Annotated in this window: 26 protein-coding genes; 2 read left to right on the forward strand and 24 right to left on the reverse strand. The window is 66.5% G+C overall.

Annotated elements, in window-relative coordinates:
* Positions 1-131: 131 nt before the first annotated feature.
* The 3 genes from lpdA to IFT82_RS01355 are packed head-to-tail and all read right to left on the reverse strand — an operon-like array spanning position 132 to position 3364.
* Positions 132-1526: a dihydrolipoyl dehydrogenase gene (gene lpdA, locus IFT82_RS01345; RefSeq protein ID WP_192123636.1), complete on the reverse strand. Its 1395-nt coding sequence runs from the start codon at positions 1524-1526 to the stop codon at positions 132-134.
* Between the two features lie 39 nt (positions 1527-1565).
* Positions 1566-1979: an acyl-CoA thioesterase gene (locus tag IFT82_RS01350; protein WP_192123638.1), complete on the reverse strand. Its 414-nt coding sequence runs from the start codon at positions 1977-1979 to the stop codon at positions 1566-1568.
* 8 nt (positions 1980-1987) lie between these two features.
* The gene (locus IFT82_RS01355) at positions 1988-3364 is read right to left on the reverse strand and encodes a pyruvate dehydrogenase complex dihydrolipoamide acetyltransferase (protein WP_192123640.1); all 1377 of its coding nucleotides are present in this window, start codon (positions 3362-3364) and stop codon (positions 1988-1990) included.
* Positions 3365-3496: 132 nt separating this feature from the next.
* On the opposite strand from IFT82_RS01355, the gene IFT82_RS01360 reads away from it, so the two are divergent.
* Positions 3497-3952, forward strand: coding sequence for a universal stress protein (locus IFT82_RS01360; RefSeq protein ID WP_192123641.1), 456 nt, complete (start codon positions 3497-3499; stop codon positions 3950-3952).
* A gap of 125 nt (positions 3953-4077) precedes the next feature.
* On the forward strand, positions 4078-6585 hold the full coding sequence (locus IFT82_RS01365) for a PhoX family protein (protein WP_192123643.1): 2508 nt from the start codon (positions 4078-4080) through the stop codon (positions 6583-6585).
* A 152-nt stretch (positions 6586-6737) separates the two neighbouring features.
* On the opposite strand, the gene IFT82_RS01370 is transcribed toward IFT82_RS01365, so the two are convergent.
* The 21 genes from IFT82_RS01370 to rplB all read right to left on the reverse strand — a co-directional run bounded on the left by IFT82_RS01370 (position 6738) and on the right by rplB (position 18235).
* Entirely contained in the window at positions 6738-7553 is an 816-nt protein-coding gene (locus IFT82_RS01370) for a PEPxxWA-CTERM sorting domain-containing protein (protein ID WP_192123648.1), read from the reverse strand.
* A gap of 96 nt (positions 7554-7649) precedes the next feature.
* Complete coding sequence (locus tag IFT82_RS01375) at positions 7650-8174, reverse strand: methylated-DNA--[protein]-cysteine S-methyltransferase (protein ID WP_192123650.1); 525 nt, start codon at positions 8172-8174, stop codon at positions 7650-7652.
* Positions 8175-8179: 5 nt separating this feature from the next.
* Positions 8180-8824, reverse strand: coding sequence for an adenylate kinase (locus IFT82_RS01380; protein ID WP_192123652.1), 645 nt, complete (start codon positions 8822-8824; stop codon positions 8180-8182).
* A gap of 27 nt (positions 8825-8851) precedes the next feature.
* The gene (secY, locus tag IFT82_RS01385) at positions 8852-10216 is read right to left on the reverse strand and encodes a preprotein translocase subunit SecY (protein ID WP_192123654.1); all 1365 of its coding nucleotides are present in this window, start codon (positions 10214-10216) and stop codon (positions 8852-8854) included.
* A 181-nt stretch (positions 10217-10397) separates the two neighbouring features.
* Positions 10398-10940, reverse strand: a complete 543-nt coding sequence (rplO, locus tag IFT82_RS01390; protein WP_192123656.1) for a 50S ribosomal protein L15 — start codon at positions 10938-10940, stop codon at positions 10398-10400.
* A 96-nt stretch (positions 10941-11036) separates the two neighbouring features.
* A complete protein-coding gene (gene rpmD, locus IFT82_RS01395; protein WP_192123658.1) occupies positions 11037-11213 on the reverse strand; it encodes a 50S ribosomal protein L30 in 177 nt (58 codons plus the stop codon).
* A 6-nt stretch (positions 11214-11219) separates the two neighbouring features.
* On the reverse strand, positions 11220-12026 hold the full coding sequence (rpsE, locus tag IFT82_RS01400) for a 30S ribosomal protein S5 (protein WP_244646339.1): 807 nt from the start codon (positions 12024-12026) through the stop codon (positions 11220-11222).
* A 2-nt stretch (positions 12027-12028) separates the two neighbouring features.
* Positions 12029-12379, reverse strand: coding sequence for a 50S ribosomal protein L18 (rplR, locus tag IFT82_RS01405; RefSeq protein ID WP_192123661.1), 351 nt, complete (start codon positions 12377-12379; stop codon positions 12029-12031).
* Complete coding sequence (gene rplF / locus IFT82_RS01410) at positions 12379-12912, reverse strand: 50S ribosomal protein L6 (RefSeq protein WP_192123663.1); 534 nt, start codon at positions 12910-12912, stop codon at positions 12379-12381. Before rplF ends, rplR begins: the two co-directional genes overlap by 1 nt.
* Positions 12912-13307 carry a 30S ribosomal protein S8 gene (gene rpsH, locus IFT82_RS01415; RefSeq protein ID WP_055845506.1) on the reverse strand — a complete coding sequence of 132 codons (396 nt, stop codon included), beginning with the start codon at positions 13305-13307 and terminating at the stop codon, positions 12912-12914. The genes rplF and rpsH overlap by 1 nt, the downstream gene beginning before the upstream one ends.
* 9 nt (positions 13308-13316) lie before the next feature.
* Complete coding sequence (gene rpsN, locus IFT82_RS01420; protein WP_192123671.1) at positions 13317-13622, reverse strand: 30S ribosomal protein S14; 306 nt, start codon at positions 13620-13622, stop codon at positions 13317-13319.
* Between the two features lie 55 nt (positions 13623-13677).
* On the reverse strand, positions 13678-14262 hold the full coding sequence (rplE, locus tag IFT82_RS01425) for a 50S ribosomal protein L5 (RefSeq protein WP_192123673.1): 585 nt from the start codon (positions 14260-14262) through the stop codon (positions 13678-13680).
* Positions 14255-14572, reverse strand: a complete 318-nt coding sequence (gene rplX, locus IFT82_RS01430) for a 50S ribosomal protein L24 (RefSeq protein ID WP_192123675.1) — start codon at positions 14570-14572, stop codon at positions 14255-14257. Before rplX ends, rplE begins: the two co-directional genes overlap by 8 nt.
* A complete protein-coding gene (gene rplN / locus IFT82_RS01435; RefSeq protein ID WP_192123677.1) occupies positions 14572-14940 on the reverse strand; it encodes a 50S ribosomal protein L14 in 369 nt (122 codons plus the stop codon). Before rplN ends, rplX begins: the two co-directional genes overlap by 1 nt.
* A 154-nt stretch (positions 14941-15094) precedes the next feature.
* Positions 15095-15367 (reverse strand): 30S ribosomal protein S17, encoded by a 273-nt coding sequence (gene rpsQ / locus IFT82_RS01440; RefSeq protein WP_192123679.1) that lies wholly within the window; start codon positions 15365-15367, stop codon positions 15095-15097.
* Between the two features lie 12 nt (positions 15368-15379).
* Complete coding sequence (rpmC, locus tag IFT82_RS01445) at positions 15380-15583, reverse strand: 50S ribosomal protein L29 (protein ID WP_192123681.1); 204 nt, start codon at positions 15581-15583, stop codon at positions 15380-15382.
* Positions 15583-16017 (reverse strand): 50S ribosomal protein L16, encoded by a 435-nt coding sequence (rplP, locus tag IFT82_RS01450; protein ID WP_192123683.1) that lies wholly within the window; start codon positions 16015-16017, stop codon positions 15583-15585. Before rplP ends, rpmC begins: the two co-directional genes overlap by 1 nt.
* A gap of 15 nt (positions 16018-16032) precedes the next feature.
* Positions 16033-16740, reverse strand: a complete 708-nt coding sequence (rpsC, locus tag IFT82_RS01455; protein WP_192123685.1) for a 30S ribosomal protein S3 — start codon at positions 16738-16740, stop codon at positions 16033-16035.
* Positions 16740-17117, reverse strand: a complete 378-nt coding sequence (rplV, locus tag IFT82_RS01460) for a 50S ribosomal protein L22 (RefSeq protein ID WP_192123693.1) — start codon at positions 17115-17117, stop codon at positions 16740-16742. The genes rpsC and rplV overlap by 1 nt, the downstream gene beginning before the upstream one ends.
* Positions 17117-17392 carry a 30S ribosomal protein S19 gene (rpsS, locus tag IFT82_RS01465; RefSeq protein WP_192123695.1) on the reverse strand — a complete coding sequence of 92 codons (276 nt, stop codon included), beginning with the start codon at positions 17390-17392 and terminating at the stop codon, positions 17117-17119. The genes rplV and rpsS overlap by 1 nt, the downstream gene beginning before the upstream one ends.
* Before the next feature lie 3 nt (positions 17393-17395).
* Positions 17396-18235 carry a 50S ribosomal protein L2 gene (rplB, locus tag IFT82_RS01470; RefSeq protein WP_056530742.1) on the reverse strand — a complete coding sequence of 280 codons (840 nt, stop codon included), beginning with the start codon at positions 18233-18235 and terminating at the stop codon, positions 17396-17398.
* Positions 18236-18239 lie beyond the last annotated feature (4 nt).

The raw sequence follows: 18239 nt of genomic DNA on the forward strand, positions 1-18239 counted from the left end.
TGTTCGTGACCGGTCCCGGTGGCGTCCGGTGGTGGGAAAGAGCGGTTCTGTGTCGATAGCGTGGAGCGGCGGTGTAGGACACCCCCGGTGTGGGGCGGCACGACGTTGCGCCGCGCCGCCCCCCATGATCGTCAGATATGGATCGCCCGGCCGTAGGCGCCCAGCACGCTCTCGTGCATCATCTCGCTCAGGGTCGGATGCGCGAAGACGGTTTCCATCAGTTCCTGCTCGGTCGTCTCCAGCTGGCGCGCGACGACATAGCCCTGGATCAGCTCGGTCACTTCCGCGCCGACCATGTGCGCGCCGAGCAGTTCGCCGGTCTTGGCGTCGAACACGGTCTTCACGAAGCCTTCGGCCTCGCCCAGCGCGATCGCCTTGCCGTTGCCGATGAAGGGGAACTTGCCGACCTTCAGCTCGTAGCCGGCTTCCTTCGCCTTCGCCTCGGTCATCCCGACCGACGCCACCTGCGGGCGCGAATAGGTGCAGCCGGGGATGTTGCCCTTGTCCATCTGGTGCGGGTTGCCGCCGGCGATCTTCTCGACCGCGATCACCCCCTCATGGCTCGCCTTGTGCGCCAGCCACGGTGCGCCGGTGACGTCGCCGATCGCCCAGATGCCGTCGACATTGGTCTGGCCATAGCCGTTGGTCTTGATGTGGCCGCGATCGGTTTCGACGCCCAGCGCCTCCAGCCCGATCTCCTCGGTGTTCGGCACGATACCGATCGCGACGATGACGTGGCTGAACTCGGTCGTCTCGACCTTGCCGTCCTTACCCTTGATCGATGCCTTCACCGACGATGCGCCCGGCTCGATCTTCTCGACGCCGGCGCCCTTCAGCAAGGTGATGCCCTGCTTGGTCAGCGCCTTGTCCATGAAGGCGGACACTTCCTCGTCCTCGACCGGCAGGATGCGCGGCAGCATCTCGACGATGGTCACGTCGGCGCCCATGTCGTTGTAGAAGCTGGCGAATTCGACACCGATCGCGCCCGATCCGATGACCAGCAGCTTGGTCGGCATCTCGGTCGGCACCATCGCGTGGCGATAGGTCCACACCCGCTTGCCGTCCGCCTTGGCGAAGGGCAGGTCGCGGGCGCGCGCGCCGGTGGCGACGATGATGTTCTTCGCCTCCAGCTCGACGGTCCTGTCGCCCTGCTTGACGGACAGCTTGCCCTTGGCGGTGATCGTGCCGACGCCCTCGTGGACGGCAACCTTGTTCTTCTTCATCAAGCCCTTGACGCCGGCATTCAGCTGGCCCGCCACCTTGCGGCTGCGATCGACGATCTTGCCGAGGTCGAAACCGGGTTTCTCGCAAGACAGGCCGTAGGAATCGGCATGGGTCATGTAATGATAGATTTCCGACGTGCGCAGCAGCGCCTTGGTCGGGATGCAGCCCCAGTTGAGGCAGATGCCGCCCAGCCGCTCGCGCTCGACGATCGCGGTCTTCAGCCCCAACTGCGCGGCGCGGATCGCGGCGACATAGCCGCCAGGGCCGGAACCGAGGATGATGAGGTCGTAGGTCTCAGCCACGTGGGGTCTTCCTTCTCAGCGTCCGGCGTTCGCCGGCCATTACGGATTGGGGGCGGGATCGACCGCGGGCACGCGCCGCGGCTGGCGATCCTCGCCGATCGCGACGAAGGTGAACTTGGCCTCCGTCACCTTGTAGCTGCGGTCGTCGTGGCGGGCGCGGCGCCAGCTTTCGACCTCGATCGTCATCGACGTGCGGCCGACCTTCGCCAACGTGGCATAGACCGACACCTCGTCACCGACGACGACCGGGCGGTGGAAGGTCATCCCCTCCACCGCGATCGTGACCGCGCGGCCATGGCTGTGGCGCGACGCGACCGACCCGGCGGCCGAATCCATCATGCTCATCAGCCAGCCGCCGAAGATGTCGCCATAGGGATTGGTATCCGCCGGCATCGCGATCACGCGGACCGCCGGCAACCCTTCGGGCGGCATCTCGTCGGGATGGACGTCCATCGCCGGGATCAGGCGAGCATGCCGAGCGGCCGCTCGACCAGTTCCTTGAACATCTTCATCAGCTCGGCCCCGTCGGCCCCGTCGATCGCGCGGTGATCGAAGCTGCCGGTCGCCGACATGACGGTGGCGACGCCCAGTTCGCCATCGACGATGTAGGGCCGCTTCTCACCCGCGCCGATCGCCAGGATCATGCCCTGCGGCGGGTTGATGACCGCTTCGAACTGCTTGATCCCGAACATGCCCATGTTGCTGATCGAGGCGGTGCCGCCCTGGAATTCCTCCGGCTTCAGCTTGTTGTCGCGGGCGCGGGCGGCAAGATCCTTGACCTCGGTCGAGATCGCGGACAGCGACTTGGTGTCGGCCTCCTTCACGATCGGGGTGATGAGGCCCGAGGGCGTCGACACCGCGACCGAGATGTCGGCGCGCTTGAAGGTGACGAGCTGGTCCGGCGTGAACATCACGTTGCACTTCGGCACCGCCATCAGCGACACCGCCAGCGCCTTCACCAGCAGATCGTTGACCGACAGCTTGACACCACGGCTTTCCAGCGAGGCGTTCAGTTCGCCGCGCAGCTTCATCAGCGCGTCGAGACGCACGTCCACCGTCAGGTAGATGTGCGGCACCGTCTGCTTCGATTCGGTCAGGCGGCGCGCGATCGTCTTGCGCATGTTCGACAGCTTGGCCGTCTCGTGCGGGATGTCGGGGATCGCGGCGGGCCTGGGCGCCGATGCGGGGGCCGCGGCGGCGACGGGGGCGTCGGCCGGAGCGGCCTGCGTCGCGGGCTTCGCGCCCGCCTTGGCATTGTCGACGTCCGCCTTGACGATGCGGCCATTGGGGCCGGAGCCGGACACGGCGGCGAGGTCGAGCCCCTTGGCCTCCGCCAGCCGGCGGGCAAGCGGGCTGGCCTTCACGCGGTCGCCCGTAGCCTTTGCGGGGGCGGCGTTCGCGGTACCGGCCTTGGCGGGGCCGGCATCGGCGGGACGGCCATGATCCTCGGCCTGTGTCTCGGTGCGGGGAGCGGCGTCGCCCTCGTTACCCTTGGCGTTGGGATCGGTGGGGTCGGGGCTGCCCTTGAACTGCGTATCGGTGGGCTGCGGCGTTTCCGCCTTCGCGGCCGGCGCGTCGACCGCGGATGCGTCCTCGCCCTCCTCGACCAGGATCGCGATGACGGTGCCGACCTTCACATTGTCGGTACCCTCGGCCACCAGCACCCGGGCGACGACGCCTTCGTCGACCGCTTCGAATTCCATCGTGGCCTTGTCGGTTTCGATCTCAGCCATGATGTCGCCGGACTTGAGGGTGTCACCCTCTTTCACCAGCCATTTGGCCAGCGTGCCCTCTTCCATCGTCGGCGACAGCGCGGGCATCTTGATCTCGATCGGCATGAATGTCCTCGGGCGTTCCGTAACAGGCCGCTTCTCTCGCGCCCCCGCTCGCCCCGGTCAACCCCGCGCGCTTGCATGACCGCCGATCGACCGGCAGACAGGACCCGCAAGGGCAGCGATTGGGGAGCGCAGATGCGGATATATCTGGTGGTGATCGATGAAAGCCCCGAAGCCGAGATCGCGCTCCGCTTCGCCGCGCGGCGGGCGGTGAAGACCGGCGGCGGCGTGGAGATACTGGCGCTGTTGCCGCCGCAGGAATTCATCGCGTTCGGCGGGGTGCAGGCGACGATCGAGGAGGAGGCGCGCCATCAGGCGGAGGCACTGGTGGAACGCGCGGCGGGCGCGCTGTTCGTCGAATCGGGGCTGACCCCCGCGATCACCGTGCTGGAGGGCGAAGGGCCGAAGGTGATCCGCGACGCGATCGCGGGCAACGGCCAGATCGCGGCGCTGGTGCTGGGCGCGGCGGCATCGGGCGCGCCGGGGGCGCTGGTCACCGCCTTCACCGGCGCGGACGCGGGGGCGCTGAGGGTGCCGATCATGGTCGTGCCCGGATCGCTGAGCCCGGAGGAGATCGACCGGCTGAGTTGACGCCGGTCCGGTCCTGTCGCCGTTTCGTCTTCATATCGCCACGGACCTGTCTTCATTCCGCAACGCCCGCGTCATCGTGAGCGGCCAATGCCCGGAACACTGATCTTCCGGGGAACCTTTCTGCGATGACCGATTTCTTGACGGCTTCCGGCTATGACGATGGTGATATCGACACCAATCGATCCGCCAACCCCCATATGAACGAGCTGATCGCCAGCCGTTATTCGCGGCGGCAGACGCTGCGCGGTGGCCTGTCGGCGATGACGGCGGCGGTGTTCGGGGGCATGTTGCTGACCGGCTGCGACGACGACGAGGGCGGCGACACGGTGACGGTCGGGGCCAGCGGCACCGGCACCGTCACCGCCGGGCGCACCGTGACGCTGACCGGCACCACCAGCGGCGCCGTCGCGAGCAGCGTCGCCTGGACGCAGGTGAGCGGCCCGACCGTGACGCTGGCGAACGCCGCCACCCAGACCGCGAGCTTCACCGCCCCCGGCGTGGCGACGGCGACGCCGCTGGTGTTCCGCTTCACCGCCAACAGCGGCGACGGCACCCCCAGCGTGGCGGATACCACCGTGACGGTGCAGCCGGCGGTGCTGGGCTTCACCGCCGTGCCCAAGAGCCTGGCGGACGTGGTGTCGGTGCCCGAGGGCTATGCCGTCACCGTGCTGTACCGGCTGGGCGATCCGATCGCGTCCGGCGTCGCGGCCTATGCCAATGACGGCACCGACGTGAACTTCGCGCAGCGCGCGGGCGACCATCATGACGGCATGAGCTATTTCGGGCTCGCCTCGACGGGCAACACCCCGGACGCCAACAGCAGCACGCGCGGCCTGCTGGTGATGAACCACGAGAACATCACCGAATCCTACCTCCACCCGAACGGCCCGACCAACCTGTCGAACGGCCCGCGCCCGGCCGCCGAGGCGATCAAGGAGATCGAGGCGCACGGCGTGTCGGTGATCGAGGTATCGCGCAGCACGGCGGGGGCATGGACCTACAACCAGGCATCCGCGCTCAACCGCCGCATCACCCCCAACACGCCGATGGCGTTCAGCGGCCCGGTACGCGGCACGCCGGTGCTTCGCACCCGCCAGTCGCCCGACGGCACCACCGGTCGCGGCACCATCAACAACTGCGCCAACGGCACGATGCCGTGGCACACCTATCTGACCTGCGAAGAGAACTGGGCCGGATACTTCCGCCGTGCGAATGGCGATGTGGCGGCACGGGTTGCAGCCGGACGGGGCAAAGAGAACGCCTCGCTCGCCCGCTATGGAATTGGACCCTCTTCATCACCTGCCGGTCGTCTGGGCAACTATCTGTGGTCGACCGCGACGCCGACCGATGCCAGCAGCACCGTGTTCGCCCGCTGGAACGCCAACGTCGTCGCCGACACGCCGACCGACGGCACCGGCGATTTCAGCCACGAGCCGTTCCAGCTGGGCTGGGTGGTCGAGATCGATCCGTTCGACCCCGCCTCCACCCCGCGCAAGCGCACCGCGCTCGGTCGCATGAACCATGAGGGCTGCGAGATCGGCCGCACCATCGCCGGGGTGAAGCCCGCCTTCTACATGGGCGACGACGCGCAGAACGAATATCTCTACAAGTTCGTGTCGGCGACGCCGTGGTCGGCGGCGGACGCGAACGCCACCAACCGGCTGGCGATCGGCGACAAGTATCTCGACAGCGGCACGCTGTACGTCGCGAAGCTGAATGCGAACGGCAGCGGCCAGTGGCTGCCGCTGGTGTTCGGGCAGAATGGCCTGACCGCTTCAAACGCCACCTACCCCTTCGCCGATCAGGCGGACGTGCTGGTCAACACCCGCCTCGCCGCCGACGTGCTGGGCGCGACGCGGATGGACCGGCCGGAATGGACCGCGGTCAACCCGGCGACGGGCGAGATGTACCTGACGCTGACCAACAATTCGTCGCGGACCACCACGGGCACCAACGCGGTCGATGCCGCCAACCCGCGCGCCTATACCGATCCCAAGGTCGATGGCCGCGGCCCCAGCACCGGCAACGTCAACGGCCATGTCATCCGCCTGCGCGAGGCGGGCGACACGTCGGAGGCGACCAGCTTCACCTGGGACATCTATGCCTTCGGTGCGGGCAGCGACCTGGATCCGACCAACATCAACCTGTCGGGGCTGGATGCGACCAACGACTTCTCGTCGCCGGACGGGCTGTGGTTTGGCCTGAACAGCAACGCCACCGGTCAGGGTACGCCGGTGATGTGGATCCAGACCGACGACGGTTCCTATACCGATGTCACCAACTGCATGATGCTGGCCGCGATCCCCGGCACGGTCGGCGACGGCGGCACCCGCTCCGTCACCAGCACGCTGAATGGCACCGCCACGGTGACGACGCGGATCGGCAAGGCACCGGGCGCGACGCTGCGCCGCTTCCTGGTCGGGCCGAAGCAGTGCGAGATCACGGGCATCCATTCCACCCCGGATGGCCGCTCGGTGTTCGTCAACATCCAGCATCCGGGCGAAGGCGGCAGCCCGACCGCGATCAGCAGCAGCTGGCCCGCGAACCAGTCCGGTGCGGTGGCCACCCCGGCGCGCCCCCGCTCCGCCACGATCGTCATCACCAAGACCGATGGCGGTCTGATCGGGCTGTAATCGCCATCATCCGATGACGGCGGGAAAGCCGCCCCCTCTCCCCGGCGGAGAGGGGGCGGCTTTTTCGTATCCGGACGACCGGCGCGGGACCGGCGCACAAAAAAGGGGCCGCGCACCCGGCGGTGCGCGGCCCCTTTCCCCAACCCCCGCGATCAGGCGAAGGCGACGACCGCCCGACGACGGCGGAGTGCCGCGCCCGCCAGACCGAAGCCCGTCAGCATCAGCGCCCAGCTCGCCGGCTCCGGCACCGCCGACACCGGCGCCGCGAGGACCGAGACGTCGTCGATCGCGAGACCGTCATCGGCGCCGGTGGCATCCAGATCGACCCAGCGGAACGCGAAGGTCGAACCGGCCGCGATGCCGAGGTTGGCGATCGTCGCGGTGATCGCGATGCGGTTGGCGACATCGTTGCCGTTGAGCGCGCCCACCGTCGTCGACGTGGAGGGCGAGACGAACGCCAGATCGTCCACTGTGGTCCACGACCCCGTGTCGAGGCTGCCCGCCGCGAGCCGGTACTGGAACGCCAGACCGTCCGCCTGCCGTGGGGTGTCGCCGCGGCGCCACTGTTCACCGGTGTACGACACCGTCAGCGAATCGAGCACCGAGCCCAGTGCGTTGGTGAACAGCGCACCGTAATAGGCCGGCTGGAGATTGCCGCTGGTCACGCTGCCGAGCGCACGTTCCGTGCTGCCGGCCGCGCCGAAGCTGTAGACGTTGCCGCCGTTCGCGCTGCCGATGCCGACCGCATAGGTCTGGTTGGCGTTGCTGCCGTTTTCGCTGACCTGCCAGCCGGCGGGCAGGACGCTGCCGGTGGCGCCGGTGCTGGCCAGCGTGTCGAAATTCTGTGTGTAGGCGGTCGCGCCCAGCGCGATCGGCACCGGGCTGGCCGGATAGACGGTGGCACCGGCGGTGCCGGCCAGCGCGGTGCCGGCGAGAGCGACGGCAACCGCCGCAAGACGAATGTTCATGCTTACCCCTTTGGTGACGCGGCCTTGCGACCGCGATCAAGGTAATTAGACATTAACCGTGACGCTTCGGCGTCACCCGTCTTGATGCGGGTCAGGTCAGCCGAACGGCAGCACCGGCATACCCGACTCGAACGACAGCAGATATTGCTTGGCGGTCAGGCCACCCGCGAATCCGGTCAGCCGGCCACCGCTGCCGATGACGCGGTGGCACGGCACGACGATCGACAGGGGATTGCGGCCGTTGGCGGCACCGACGGCGCGAACCGCCGCCGGACTGTCGATCTGCGCGGCGATCGCGGCATAGCTGCGCGTCTGGCCGTACGGGATCGTCTGCAAGGCGGTCCATACACGTCGCTGGAACGGCGTACCGTGGAAGGCGAGCGGCAGGTCGAAACGCTGCCGGCGACCGGCGAAAAAGTCGTCCAGCTGGATCGCCGCTTCCGCCAGCACCGGTTCTCCCGGATGGTCGTGCAACGGTGGCAGGCGGACGCGGCCGGCACGATCGTCCGGCCATAGCACCGCGACCAGATGGCCCCGATCGGCGACCAGCGTCAGCGCACCGACCGGGCTGGCGACCGTCCGCGCCGGCAGCGATACCGCCGCCCCGGGGCGATCGCCCATCCCGATCACGCGTCGAGGATCGCCGCGATCTGGCCGCCGACCACGTCCATATCCGCCATGCCATCGACCCGGCGGACGAGATCGCGGCTTTCGTAGAACGGCAAGATCGGCGCGGTCTTGGCCCGATATTCCGCCATCCGCGTCGACACCGTTTCGGCATTGTCGTCCGGCCGGCGCTTGAATTCGGTCGACCCGCAGACATCGCAGACGCCTTCGGTCGCCGGCTGCTTGAACCGGTCGTGATAGCCCGTGCCGCAACTGGCGCAGGTGTAACGGCCGACGATCCGCTCGATCAGCGCCGCCTCGTCCACGTCCAGTTCGATGACATAGTCGAGTTGCTGGCCGCGTTCGGTCAGCAACAGGTCGAGCGCCTCGGCTTGGGCCGCGGTGCGGGGATAACCGTCGAAGATGGCGCCGCTGGCGACACCCTCGTCCAGCCGTTCCCCGATCAACGCGGAGACGATGGCATCGGATACCAGCTCACCGGCATCCATCACCGCCTTCGCCTGCACGCCGACCGGCGTGCCCGCCTTCACCGCGGCGCGCAGCATGTCACCGGTCGACAGCTGCACCATGCCACGCTCGGCCACCAGACGGGCCGCCTGCGTACCCTTGCCCGCGCCAGGCGGCCCCAACAGGATGATGTTCATTCCGGCTTCTCCCCTGATCCGCCGCGCTCAGCGCAGACGGCCGCCCTTCAGCTTCGCCTTCTTGATAAGGTCGCCATATTGGTGCGCCAGCAGATGCGACTGGATCTGCGTGACGGTATCCATCGTCACGTTGACCACGATCAGCAGGCTGGTGCCGCCCAGATAGAACGGGATCGACAATGCCGACACCAGATATTCCGGCAACAGGCAGATCACCGTCAGATACGCCGCCCCGATCACCGTGATGCGCGTCAGCACGTAATCGAAATAATTCTCGGTGTTCTTGCCCGGCCGGATGCCGGGCACGAACCCGCCATAGCGCTTCAGATTGTCCGCCGTCTCTTCCGGATTGAACACCACCGCGGTGTAGAAGAACGAGAAGAAGATGATGCCGGCGGCATAGAGCGCCATGTACACCGGGCTGCCATGCTGGAGCCACTGGTTCAGGCTGATGATGAAATCGCCCCAGGCGCTCTCGCCCGCCACGCGCTTTCCCGCGAACTGCGAGATGGTCAGCGGCATCAGCAGCAGCGACGAGGCGAAGATCGGCGGGATCACGCCCGCCGTGTTGATCTTCAGCGGCAGGTGGCTGCGATCGGCCTGCATCCCGCGCTGCGTCTGCCGCTTGGGATACTGGATCAGGATGCGACGCTGCGCCCGCTCCATGAAGCAGATGAACAGGATCAGGCCGACGACCGCGATGACGATCCCGATCAGCTTGATCGGATCGAGGCTGCCGGTGCGGCCGCCTTCCAGCAGGTTGACCAGCGTGGTCGGCAGATGCGCGACGATGCCCGCCATGATGATCAGCGACACGCCGTTGCCGATGCCGCGGCTGGTGATCTGCTCACCCAGCCACATCAGGAACATCGTACCGCCAATCAGGCTGACGACCGCGTTGATGCGGAACAGCATCCCCGGCTCGATCACCGCCTGTACGCCGTTCGACGCGCCCAGCGCCTCCAGCCCCACGGCGATGAAATAGCCCTGGATCGCGGTCAGCAGCACCGTGCCGTAGCGCGTGTACTGGTTCAGCTTCTTGCGGCCGCTCTCCCCCTCCTTCTTGATCGCGGCCAGCTGCGGCGACAGCGAGGTCGCGAGCTGCACCACGATCGAGGCGGTGATGTACGGCATCACGCCCAGCGCGATCAGCGACATGCGGCTGAGCGCACCGCCGGAAAAGGTGTTGAAGAAATCGAGCACGCCGCCCGTCGTCCGCTGGCTGAGCAGCCCGAGCGCGGTCGGGTCGATCCCCGGCAGCGGCACGAAACTGAGCAGGCGGAACACGATCAGCGCGCCGATCGTGAACCACAGCCGCTTCTTGAGGTCGGTCGCCTTGGCGAACTTCGCCAGGTTGATGCTTTGCGCCATCTGGTCGGCTGCGGATGCCATTCGATCACATGTCCTGGAAACAAGAGCGGCGGGTAAGCGTTCTACCGCCCCCGCCGCTCATATAGTCGTCGTGCGAGGCTTGTCTAACCTCGGCGGACATAATCCGTCCCGGCGATCGCCGGCATCCAGTTCGGGCGGCCCGATGCTGGACCCCGGCACGGGCCGGGACGGAGCATGGGGTTCACGCCTTGAACGACGCCTTGTGCGCCGCGCGCTCCTTGTACTTCACGCCCTTCTTGGCGGCGGCCTTTTCGGCGGCGGGCACGACGTGGATCACGTCGACCTTGCCACCGGCCTTCTCGACCGCCTCGATCGCGCCCTTCGACGCGCCGGCGACGGTGAACGACAGCACGGTGGTCAGTTCGCCCTTGGCGAGCAGACGCACGCCGTCCTTGCCGCCGCGCGCCAGATTGGCGGCCTTCAGCGCCGCGTGGTCGAGCGTCGCACCGGCTTCGATCTTGCCGGCATCGACCGCCTTCTGGATCGCGCCGAGATTCACCTCGGCATAATCCTTGGCGAAGATGTTGTTGAAGCCACGCTTCGGCAGCCGCATGTGCAGCGGCATCTGACCGCCTTCGAAACCGGCGATGGACACGCCCTCGCGGCTCTTCTGGCCCTTCTGGCCGCGCCCGCCGGTCTTGCCCTTGCCCGAGCCGATACCGCGTCCGACGCGGATCTTGGACTTGCGGGCACCCTGGTTGTCGCGGAGTTCGTTGAGCTTCATGATAGGCACTCGCTTTCGCTTTTGTCGCGCTGATGGAAAGAAGAAGGGGGCCGTCTAGCCCCCTTCCCCGTATTTGTCACCGATGAAGAGAGGGCCTTAGCCCTGCACTTCGACCATGTGCTGCACCTTGCGGATCATCCCGCGGACCTCGGGGCTGTCCTGCAGCTCCGAGACCTTGTGCATCTTGTTGAGCCCCAGGCCGATCAGCGTCGCGCGCTGATCGCCGGTGCGACGGATCGGCGATCCGGTCTGCTTGATCTTGATGGTCGCCATCGCCTGTTACTCCACCAGTGCCGCGGCTTCGACCTCGGCGGTCTGTGCCGTAGCACCCGCGCCGCGGCCGAGCAGGTCGGCGATCTTCTTGCCACGACGCTGCGCGACGGACTTGGGCGAGGTCTGGTCGCCCAGTGCCTCGAACGTCGCACGGATCATGTTGTACGGGTTCGACGTGCCCACCGACTTCGTCACCACGTCGGCGACGCCGAGCGATTCGAAGATGGCGCGCATCGGACCACCGGCGATGATGCCGGTGCCCTGCGGCGCCGAGCGCAGCGTCACGCGACCGGCACCGAAGTGGCCGTTGGCGTCGTGATGCAGCGTGCGGCCATCCTTCAGGGGAACGCGGACCATCGCCTTCTTGGCGGCGGCCGTCGCCTTGGAGATGGCTTCCGGCACTTCGCGCGCCTTGCCATGACCGAAGCCGACCCGGCCCTTGCCGTCGCCCACGACGACCAGCGCCGCGAAGCCGAAGCGCTTGCCGCCCTTCACCGTCTTCGAGACGCGGTTGATGTGGACCAGCTTCTCGATCAGTTCCTCGCCGCCGTCGTCCGCACCGGGACCGCCACGACCGCGATTGTCGCGACCGCCACGACCGCCATCGCGACCGCCACGGTTGCCGCCGGGACCACCGCCACGGTTGCCACCGGGGCCGCCACGACCGCCACCGGGACCGCCGCGACCGCGACCACCGCCGCCACCGCCCTGATAACCGCCGGTGTTACCCTGCGGCGCGTTGCCCTGCGGCTGTGCGTCCTGCTGCGGAGCGCCTTCAGGCGAACCCGCCTGCTGGTTGTTCTCGTCAGCCATACTCAGAACTCCAATCCGGCTTCGCGCGCGGCTTCGGCCAGCGCCTTCACACGCCCGTGGAACAGGAAGCCGCCACGATCGAACACGACCTGCGTCACGCCGGCCGCCAGTGCCGCTTCCGCGACGCGCTTGCCGACCTCGGATGCCGCGGCGACGTTCGCGCCCGACTGGTCACGCGCGGTGAGCGTCGAGGCGGCAGCGACCGTGTGGCCCTGCTTGTCGTCGATCACCTGCGCATAGATGTGCTTGCCGGAGCGATGCACGGAGAGCCGCGGCCGGGTGCCCGAACGCGCGCGCAGCGCGGTGCGGTTGCGCCGACGGCGCTTCTCGAAGAGTGTCATACCCTTGGACATTACTTCTTCTTCCCTTCCTTGCGGAAGATGAACTCGCCGTCGTACTTGATGCCCTTGCCCTTGTACGGCTCGGGCTTGCGCCAGCGACGGATCTCGGCGGCCAGCTGGCCGACCTTCTGCTTGTCGGCGCCCGAAATCTCGATCGTCGTGTTGTCGGGCGTCTTGACCTCAAGACCCTCCGGCACGGCGACATCGACATCGTGGCTGTAGCCGAGCTGCAGCTTCAGGTTGCGGCCCTGTGCCGCGGCACGGTAGCCGACGCCGGTGATGAGCAGCTTCTTGGTAAAGCCCTCGGTCACGCCGGTCACCAGGTTCTGGACCAGCGTGCGCTGCATGCCCCAGAACGCGCGGGCCTGCTTGCTGTCGTTGGCGGGCTGCACCGAAATGCCGCCATCCTCGATTTCGTAGCTGATCTCGTCGCGCATCGCGAGGGTCAGGCTGCCCTTGGGCCCCTTCACCGTCATGCGCTTGCCCTCGATCGAGGCGGTGACGCCTGCCGGTACGGTGACCGGCTTCTTGCCGATACGGCTCATCAGAAGACCTCCGCGAGGACTTCGCCGCCGACATTCTGCTCACGCGCTTCCGCGTCGGACAGAACGCCGTTCGGCGTCGAGACGATGGTGATGCCCAGGCCGTTCATGACCCGCGGCAGCTCCTGCGAACCGGAATAGACCCGGCGGCCGGGCTTCGAGACGCGCGCGACATGCTTGATCGCGGGCTGGCCCTCGAAATACTTGAGTTCGATGCGCACGCCGGCGGCGGGGCCCATCTGCTCTTCGGAATAGCCGCGGATATAGCCTTCGCGCTGCAGCACGTCGAGCACGCGGACGCGCAGCTTGGACGCGGGCGACAGGACGGAGTCCTTCTTCGCGCGCTGGCCGTTGCGGATGCGGGTGAGCAGGTCACCCAGGGGATCGGTCACTGCCATGATAATTCCTTACCAGCTCGACTTCGTGACGCCGGGGATCAGGCCCTTGTTGGCCAGATCGCGCAGCATGATACGGCTGAGCCGGAACTTGCGGTAATAAGCGCGCGAACGGCCGGTCAGTTCGCACCGGTTACGGATGCGCGTCGGGTTCGCATTGCGCGGCAGTTCGGCCATCTTGAGGCGCGCGATGAGACGATCGGTCTCGTCGAGCGACTTGTCGTTGGCCATCGCCTTCAGCTTCGCCAGCTTGGGAGCGTACTGCTTCACCAGCTGCTTGCGACGCTCGTTCTTGTTGATCGAACTCAGTTTCGCCATGGACTTAAGCTCTTCCTTGAAAGCCCTCTCCCGCATCGGGGAGAGGGGGTAGATGTCAGGCCGCCTTCTTCTCTTCGGCGGCTTCCTCGATCGGGAACGGGAACCCGAACAGACGGAGCAGCTCGCGCGCCTCGTCGTCCGTCTTCGCCGTGGTGGTGACGATCACATCCATGCCGCGCACCTTGTCGATGCGGTCATAGTTGATCTCGGGGAAGATGATCTGTTCCTTGATGCCGCAGGCATAGTTGCCGCGACCATCGAAGCTCTTGGCGTTCAGCCCGCGGAAATCGCGGACGCGCGGCAGGGCGATCGTGATGAAGCGGTCGAGGAACTCGTACATGCGCTCGCGGCGAAGGGTGACCTTCACGCCGATCGGCATGCCTTCACGCAGCTTGAACTGCGCGATCGACTTCTTCGCCTTGGTGATGATGGGCTTCTGGCCCGCGATCAGCTCCATTTCCGAAGCCGCCTGCTCGACGCGCTTCTTATCCTGCGTCGCTTCGCCAACGCCCATGTTCAGGACGATCTTGTCGAGACGCGGGATTTCGAGAACGTTCTTGTAGCCGAACTTCTCGACCATCGCCTTGACGATGGTTTCCTCGTAGATGCCCTTCATCCGGGGCTTGTAGGCATCAGCCATCGATCTTCTCCCCGGTCTTGACCGCGACGCGGACCTTCTTGCCGTCCTGCGTCTCGAAACGAACGCGCGTCGGCTTGCCGTCGGCAGTCACGTGCGCGACCTTGCTGACGTGCAGCGGCGCCTCGATCTTCTCGAGACCGCCCTGCGGGTTCGCCTGGGTCGGCTTGCGGTGGCGGGTCGCGACGTTCACGCCGCCCACGATGACCTTGCCGTCCTTCGGCATCGACTGCGTCACGGTGCCGGTCTTGCCCTTGTCCTTGCCGGACAGGACGACGACCTGGTCACCCTTCTTGATCTTCGCGGCGGCCATTACAGCACCTCCGGCGCAAGCGAGATGATCTTCATGTGCTTCTTGCCGCGCAGCTCGCGCACGACCGGGCCGAAGATACGGGTGCCGATCGGCTCCTCGTTCTTGTTGACCAGGACGGCGGCGTTGCCGTCGAAGCGGATGGTCGAGCCATCGGCACGGTGGATGTCCTTGGCGGTGCGGACGATGACGGCGCGATGCACGTCACCCTTCTTCACCTTGCCACGGGGTGCTGCTTCCTTGATGCTGACGACGATGACGTCGCCCACGGTAGCCGTGCGACGCTTCGAGCCACCCAGCACCTTGATGCACTGCACCCGCTTCGCGCCGCTGTTGTCAGCGACGTCGAGATTGGATTGCATCTGGATCATCGATCCATATTCCTTCTCGCTATGGGGTGGATTCCGACCCAGCCCCGCCTCAAAAATAACGACCCCCGGCGCGAACTTCCGATGAAGTCCGGCACCAGGGGGAGCGGCCCCTTAACCGCTCCGGTGGCGGGGCGCAAGGGCCCCGCCCGCCGGCTTACGCGTCGACGTCGACCCGGTCGGGCGTCGCGTGCGTGTTGACGCGGTCGAGAACCTTCCACGTCTTCAGCTTGGAGATCGGGGCGACCTCCTCGATGCGGACGGTCTCGCCGGCCTTGTACTCGTTGCCCTCGTCATGGGCATGATACTTTTTCGAACGGCGGATGATCTTGCCGTAGAGCGGGTGCTTCACCTTACGCTCGACGTTCACCACCACGGTCTTGTCGCCCTTGTCGGACACGATCAAGCCGGTCAGCACGCGCTTTGGCATGTGCAGGGGTCCTTACTTGGCCGGCACGGCGGCGGAGCGCTGTGCCTGCATGGTCTTGATGCGGGCGATGTCGCGACGGACCTCGCGAACGCGGCTCGGCTTTTCCAGCTGGTTCGTCGCCGCCTGGAAGCGGAGGTTGAACTGCTCGCGCTTGAGCTGGCCGAGCTGTTCGGACAACTGGTCGTCGCTCTGGCCGTTGAAATCGGTCTTGGCCATTACTCGCCTCCGAGATGCGAGGTGTCGCCGAGGCGGGCGACAACCTTTACCTTGATCGGCAGCTTCATCGCCGCCCGCTCGAACGCCTCAGCGGCGATCTTGCCCTCGACGCCGTCGAGCTCGAACAGAATCCGGCCCGGCTTCACGCGCGCCGCCCAGAATTCCGGCGAACCCTTGCCCGAGCCCATGCGGACTTCGGCCGGCTTGCCCGAGACGGGAACGTCCGGGAAGATGCGGATCCACAAGCGCCCCTGGCGCTTGATGTGACGCGTGATCGCGCGGCGGGCCGCCTCGATCTGGCGCGCGGTGATCCGCTCCGGCTCCATCGCCTTCAGGCCGTAAGACCCGAAGTTCAGCGAGAAGCCGCTCTTGGCGTCACCGGAAATCTTTCCCTTGAACGCCTTGCGGAACTTTGTCTTTTTCGGTTGCAGCATGTCTGTTCCTGCCCCTTAGCGGCGATCGTCGCGCGCAGGGCGCACGCCGGAGGTCTGGGCCTCCATCATCAGCCGGTCGGTCGCCATCGGGTCATGGCCGAGAATCTCGCCCTTGAAGACCCAGACCTTGACGCCGCAGACCCCGTAGGAGGTGTGCGCCGTGGCTTCCGCATAATCGATGTTGGCGCGCAGCGTGTGCAACGGCACCCGGCCCTCGCGATAGCTCTCGGACCGGGCGATTTCCGCCCCGCCGAGACGGCCACCGCAATACACCTTGATGCCGTCGGCACCCAGACGCATCGCGGACTGCACCGCGCGCTTCATCGCGCGGCGGAACGCGATACGGCGCTCCAGCTGGTCGGCGATGCCCTGCGCGACGAGACGCGCATCGACCTCGGGCTTGCGGATCTCGACGATGTTGAGCGAGACGTCGGACGAGGTCATCGCCCCGATCGTCTTGCGCAGCTTCTCGATATCGCCGCCCTTCTTGCCGATGATGACACCGGGGCGCGCCGCGAAGATCGAGATGCGGGCCAGCTTGGCCGGACGCTCGATCACCACCTTGGAGATCGCGGCCTGCGGCAGCGTCTTCATGATGAAGCGGCGGATCTTCAGATCCTCCAGCAGCAGCCGACCATAGTCGGCGCCTTCGGCGAACCAGCGGCTGTCCCAGGTGCGGTTGATCTGCAGCCGCATGCCGATCGGGTTGCTCTTGTGACCCATTATGCTTCTTCCTGCTCGCGCACGACGATGCGCAGACGGCTGAACGGCTTCAGGATGCGCGTCGACTTGCCGCGACCGCGGGTCGCGAAACGCTTCATCGTGATCGACTTGCCGACCGACGCCTCGGCGACGACGAGCGCGTCGACATCGAGGTTGTGGTTGTTCTCGGCATTGGCAATGGCCGAAGCCAGCACCTTGCGTGCGTCGATCGCCATGCCCTTGGTCGAAAAGGCGAGGATGTTAAGCGCATCCGATGCCTTCTTGCCGCGGATGAGACCGGCAACGAGGTTGAGCTTCTGGGCCGAGCCGCGAATCTGCGTACCGACCGACAGTGCTTCCTTGTCGCCAACCCGACGGGGAGCTGCTTGCTTGGACATCAGCGCTTGCCCTTCTTGTCCGCGGCGTGGCCGGGGAAATAGCGCGTCGGCGCGAATTCACCCAGCTTCATGCCGACCATATCCTCGTTCACCGTGACGGGAACGAACTTGCGGCCATTGTACACGTTGAACGTGAGTCCCACGAACGACGGCAGGATGGTGGAGCGACGCGACCAGGTCTTGATCGGCGCGCGGCCACCGGAGTCCTGCGCGGTTTCGGCCTTCTTGAGAAGGCTCAGTTCGACGAACGGGCCTTTCCAGACTGAACGAGCCATGTGTTAGCCCTTCCTCTTCGTCGAATGACGCGACCGGATGATCATCTTGTCGGTCGACTTGTTGTGACGGGTGCGCGCACCCTTCGTCGGCTTGCCCCACGGGGTGACCGGATGACGGCCGCCCGAGGTCCGGCCTTCACCACCGCCGTGCGGATGGTCGACCGGGTTCTTGGCGACGCCGCGGGTCAGCGGACGCTTGCCCATCCAGCGCGAACGCCCGGCCTTGCCGAGGTTCTGGTTCTGGTTGTCCGGGTTCGACACCGCACCGACCGTCGCCATGCACTCGCCATGGATGTAGCGCTGCTCGCCCGAATTCAGACGAACGATCACCATGCCGCGATCGCGACCGACGACCTGCACATAGGTGCCGGCCGAACGAGCGATCTGGCCACCCTTCATCGGCTTCATCTCCACATTGTGGACGATGGTGCCAACCGGGACCTGACCCAGTTCCATGGCGTTGCCCGGCTTCACGTCGGTCTTCTTGGCGGCGAGCACCTTGTCACCGACCGCCAGACGCTGGGGTGCGATGATGTAGTTCTGCTCGCCGTCCGCATAGGACACCAGCGCGATGAACGCCGTGCGGTTGGGATCATATTCCAGCCGCTCGACGGTGCCTTCAGAGTCCCACTTGCGACGCTTGAAGTCGATGAAGCGGTACTTCTGCTTGTGACCGCCCGCGATACCGCGGCTGGTCACATGGCCCTTGTTGTTGCGGCCACCGGTCTTGGACTTGCCCTCGGTGAGCGCCTTGACCGGCTTGCCCTTCCAGAGCTGCGACTTGTCAACCAGGACGAGGCCGCGCTGCGCGGGCGTCGTCGGGTTATATTGCTTGAGCGCCATGGTC

The organism is Sphingomonas sp. CFBP 8760, assembly GCF_014841615.1.
Lineage (GTDB): Bacteria > Pseudomonadota > Alphaproteobacteria > Sphingomonadales > Sphingomonadaceae > Sphingomonas.

Excerpts from the sequence above, each read along its gene's own strand:
- rplR (WP_192123661.1), bottom strand. The coding sequence starts at position 12,379 with ATGTCCAAGGGTATGACACTCTTCGAGAAGCGCCGTCGGCGCAACCGC.
- rplX (WP_192123675.1), bottom strand. The coding sequence starts at position 14,572 with ATGGCCGCCGCGAAGATCAAGAAGGGTGACCAGGTCGTCGTCCTGTCC.
- secY (WP_192123654.1), bottom strand. The coding sequence starts at position 10,216 with ATGGCATCCGCAGCCGACCAGATGGCGCAAAGCATCAACCTGGCGAAG.
- IFT82_RS01360 (WP_192123641.1), top strand. The coding sequence starts at position 3,497 with ATGCGGATATATCTGGTGGTGATCGATGAAAGCCCCGAAGCCGAGATC.
- rpsC (WP_192123685.1), bottom strand. The coding sequence starts at position 16,740 with ATGGGTCACAAGAGCAACCCGATCGGCATGCGGCTGCAGATCAACCGC.
- rplO (WP_192123656.1), bottom strand. The coding sequence starts at position 10,940 with ATGAAGCTCAACGAACTCCGCGACAACCAGGGTGCCCGCAAGTCCAAG.
- IFT82_RS01380 (WP_192123652.1), bottom strand. The coding sequence starts at position 8,824 with ATGAACATCATCCTGTTGGGGCCGCCTGGCGCGGGCAAGGGTACGCAG.
- rpsQ (WP_192123679.1), bottom strand. The coding sequence starts at position 15,367 with ATGCCAAAGCGCGTGCTGACCGGCTTGATCGTGTCCGACAAGGGCGAC.
- rplF (WP_192123663.1), bottom strand. The coding sequence starts at position 12,912 with ATGAGCCGTATCGGCAAGAAGCCGGTCACCGTACCGGCAGGCGTCACC.
- rpmC (WP_192123681.1), bottom strand. The coding sequence starts at position 15,583 with ATGGCCAAGACCGATTTCAACGGCCAGAGCGACGACCAGTTGTCCGAA.
- IFT82_RS01355 (WP_192123640.1), bottom strand. The coding sequence starts at position 3,364 with ATGCCGATCGAGATCAAGATGCCCGCGCTGTCGCCGACGATGGAAGAG.
- rplB (WP_056530742.1), bottom strand. The coding sequence starts at position 18,235 with ATGGCGCTCAAGCAATATAACCCGACGACGCCCGCGCAGCGCGGCCTC.
- rpsS (WP_192123695.1), bottom strand. The coding sequence starts at position 17,392 with ATGGCTCGTTCAGTCTGGAAAGGCCCGTTCGTCGAACTGAGCCTTCTC.
- IFT82_RS01350 (WP_192123638.1), bottom strand. The coding sequence starts at position 1,979 with ATGGACGTCCATCCCGACGAGATGCCGCCCGAAGGGTTGCCGGCGGTC.
- rplP (WP_192123683.1), bottom strand. The coding sequence starts at position 16,017 with ATGCTGCAACCGAAAAAGACAAAGTTCCGCAAGGCGTTCAAGGGAAAG.
- rpsE (WP_244646339.1), bottom strand. The coding sequence starts at position 12,026 with ATGGCTGACGAGAACAACCAGCAGGCGGGTTCGCCTGAAGGCGCTCCG.
- rplV (WP_192123693.1), bottom strand. The coding sequence starts at position 17,117 with ATGTCCAAGCAAGCAGCTCCCCGTCGGGTTGGCGACAAGGAAGCACTG.
- rpmD (WP_192123658.1), bottom strand. The coding sequence starts at position 11,213 with ATGGCGACCATCAAGATCAAGCAGACCGGATCGCCGATCCGTCGCACC.
- rpsH (WP_055845506.1), bottom strand. The coding sequence starts at position 13,307 with ATGGCAGTGACCGATCCCCTGGGTGACCTGCTCACCCGCATCCGCAAC.
- rplN (WP_192123677.1), bottom strand. The coding sequence starts at position 14,940 with ATGATCCAGATGCAATCCAATCTCGACGTCGCTGACAACAGCGGCGCG.
- IFT82_RS01365 (WP_192123643.1), top strand. The coding sequence starts at position 4,078 with ATGACCGATTTCTTGACGGCTTCCGGCTATGACGATGGTGATATCGAC.
- IFT82_RS01375 (WP_192123650.1), bottom strand. The coding sequence starts at position 8,174 with ATGGGCGATCGCCCCGGGGCGGCGGTATCGCTGCCGGCGCGGACGGTC.
- IFT82_RS01370 (WP_192123648.1), bottom strand. The coding sequence starts at position 7,553 with ATGAACATTCGTCTTGCGGCGGTTGCCGTCGCTCTCGCCGGCACCGCG.
- rpsN (WP_192123671.1), bottom strand. The coding sequence starts at position 13,622 with ATGGCGAAACTGAGTTCGATCAACAAGAACGAGCGTCGCAAGCAGCTG.
- rplE (WP_192123673.1), bottom strand. The coding sequence starts at position 14,262 with ATGGCTGATGCCTACAAGCCCCGGATGAAGGGCATCTACGAGGAAACC.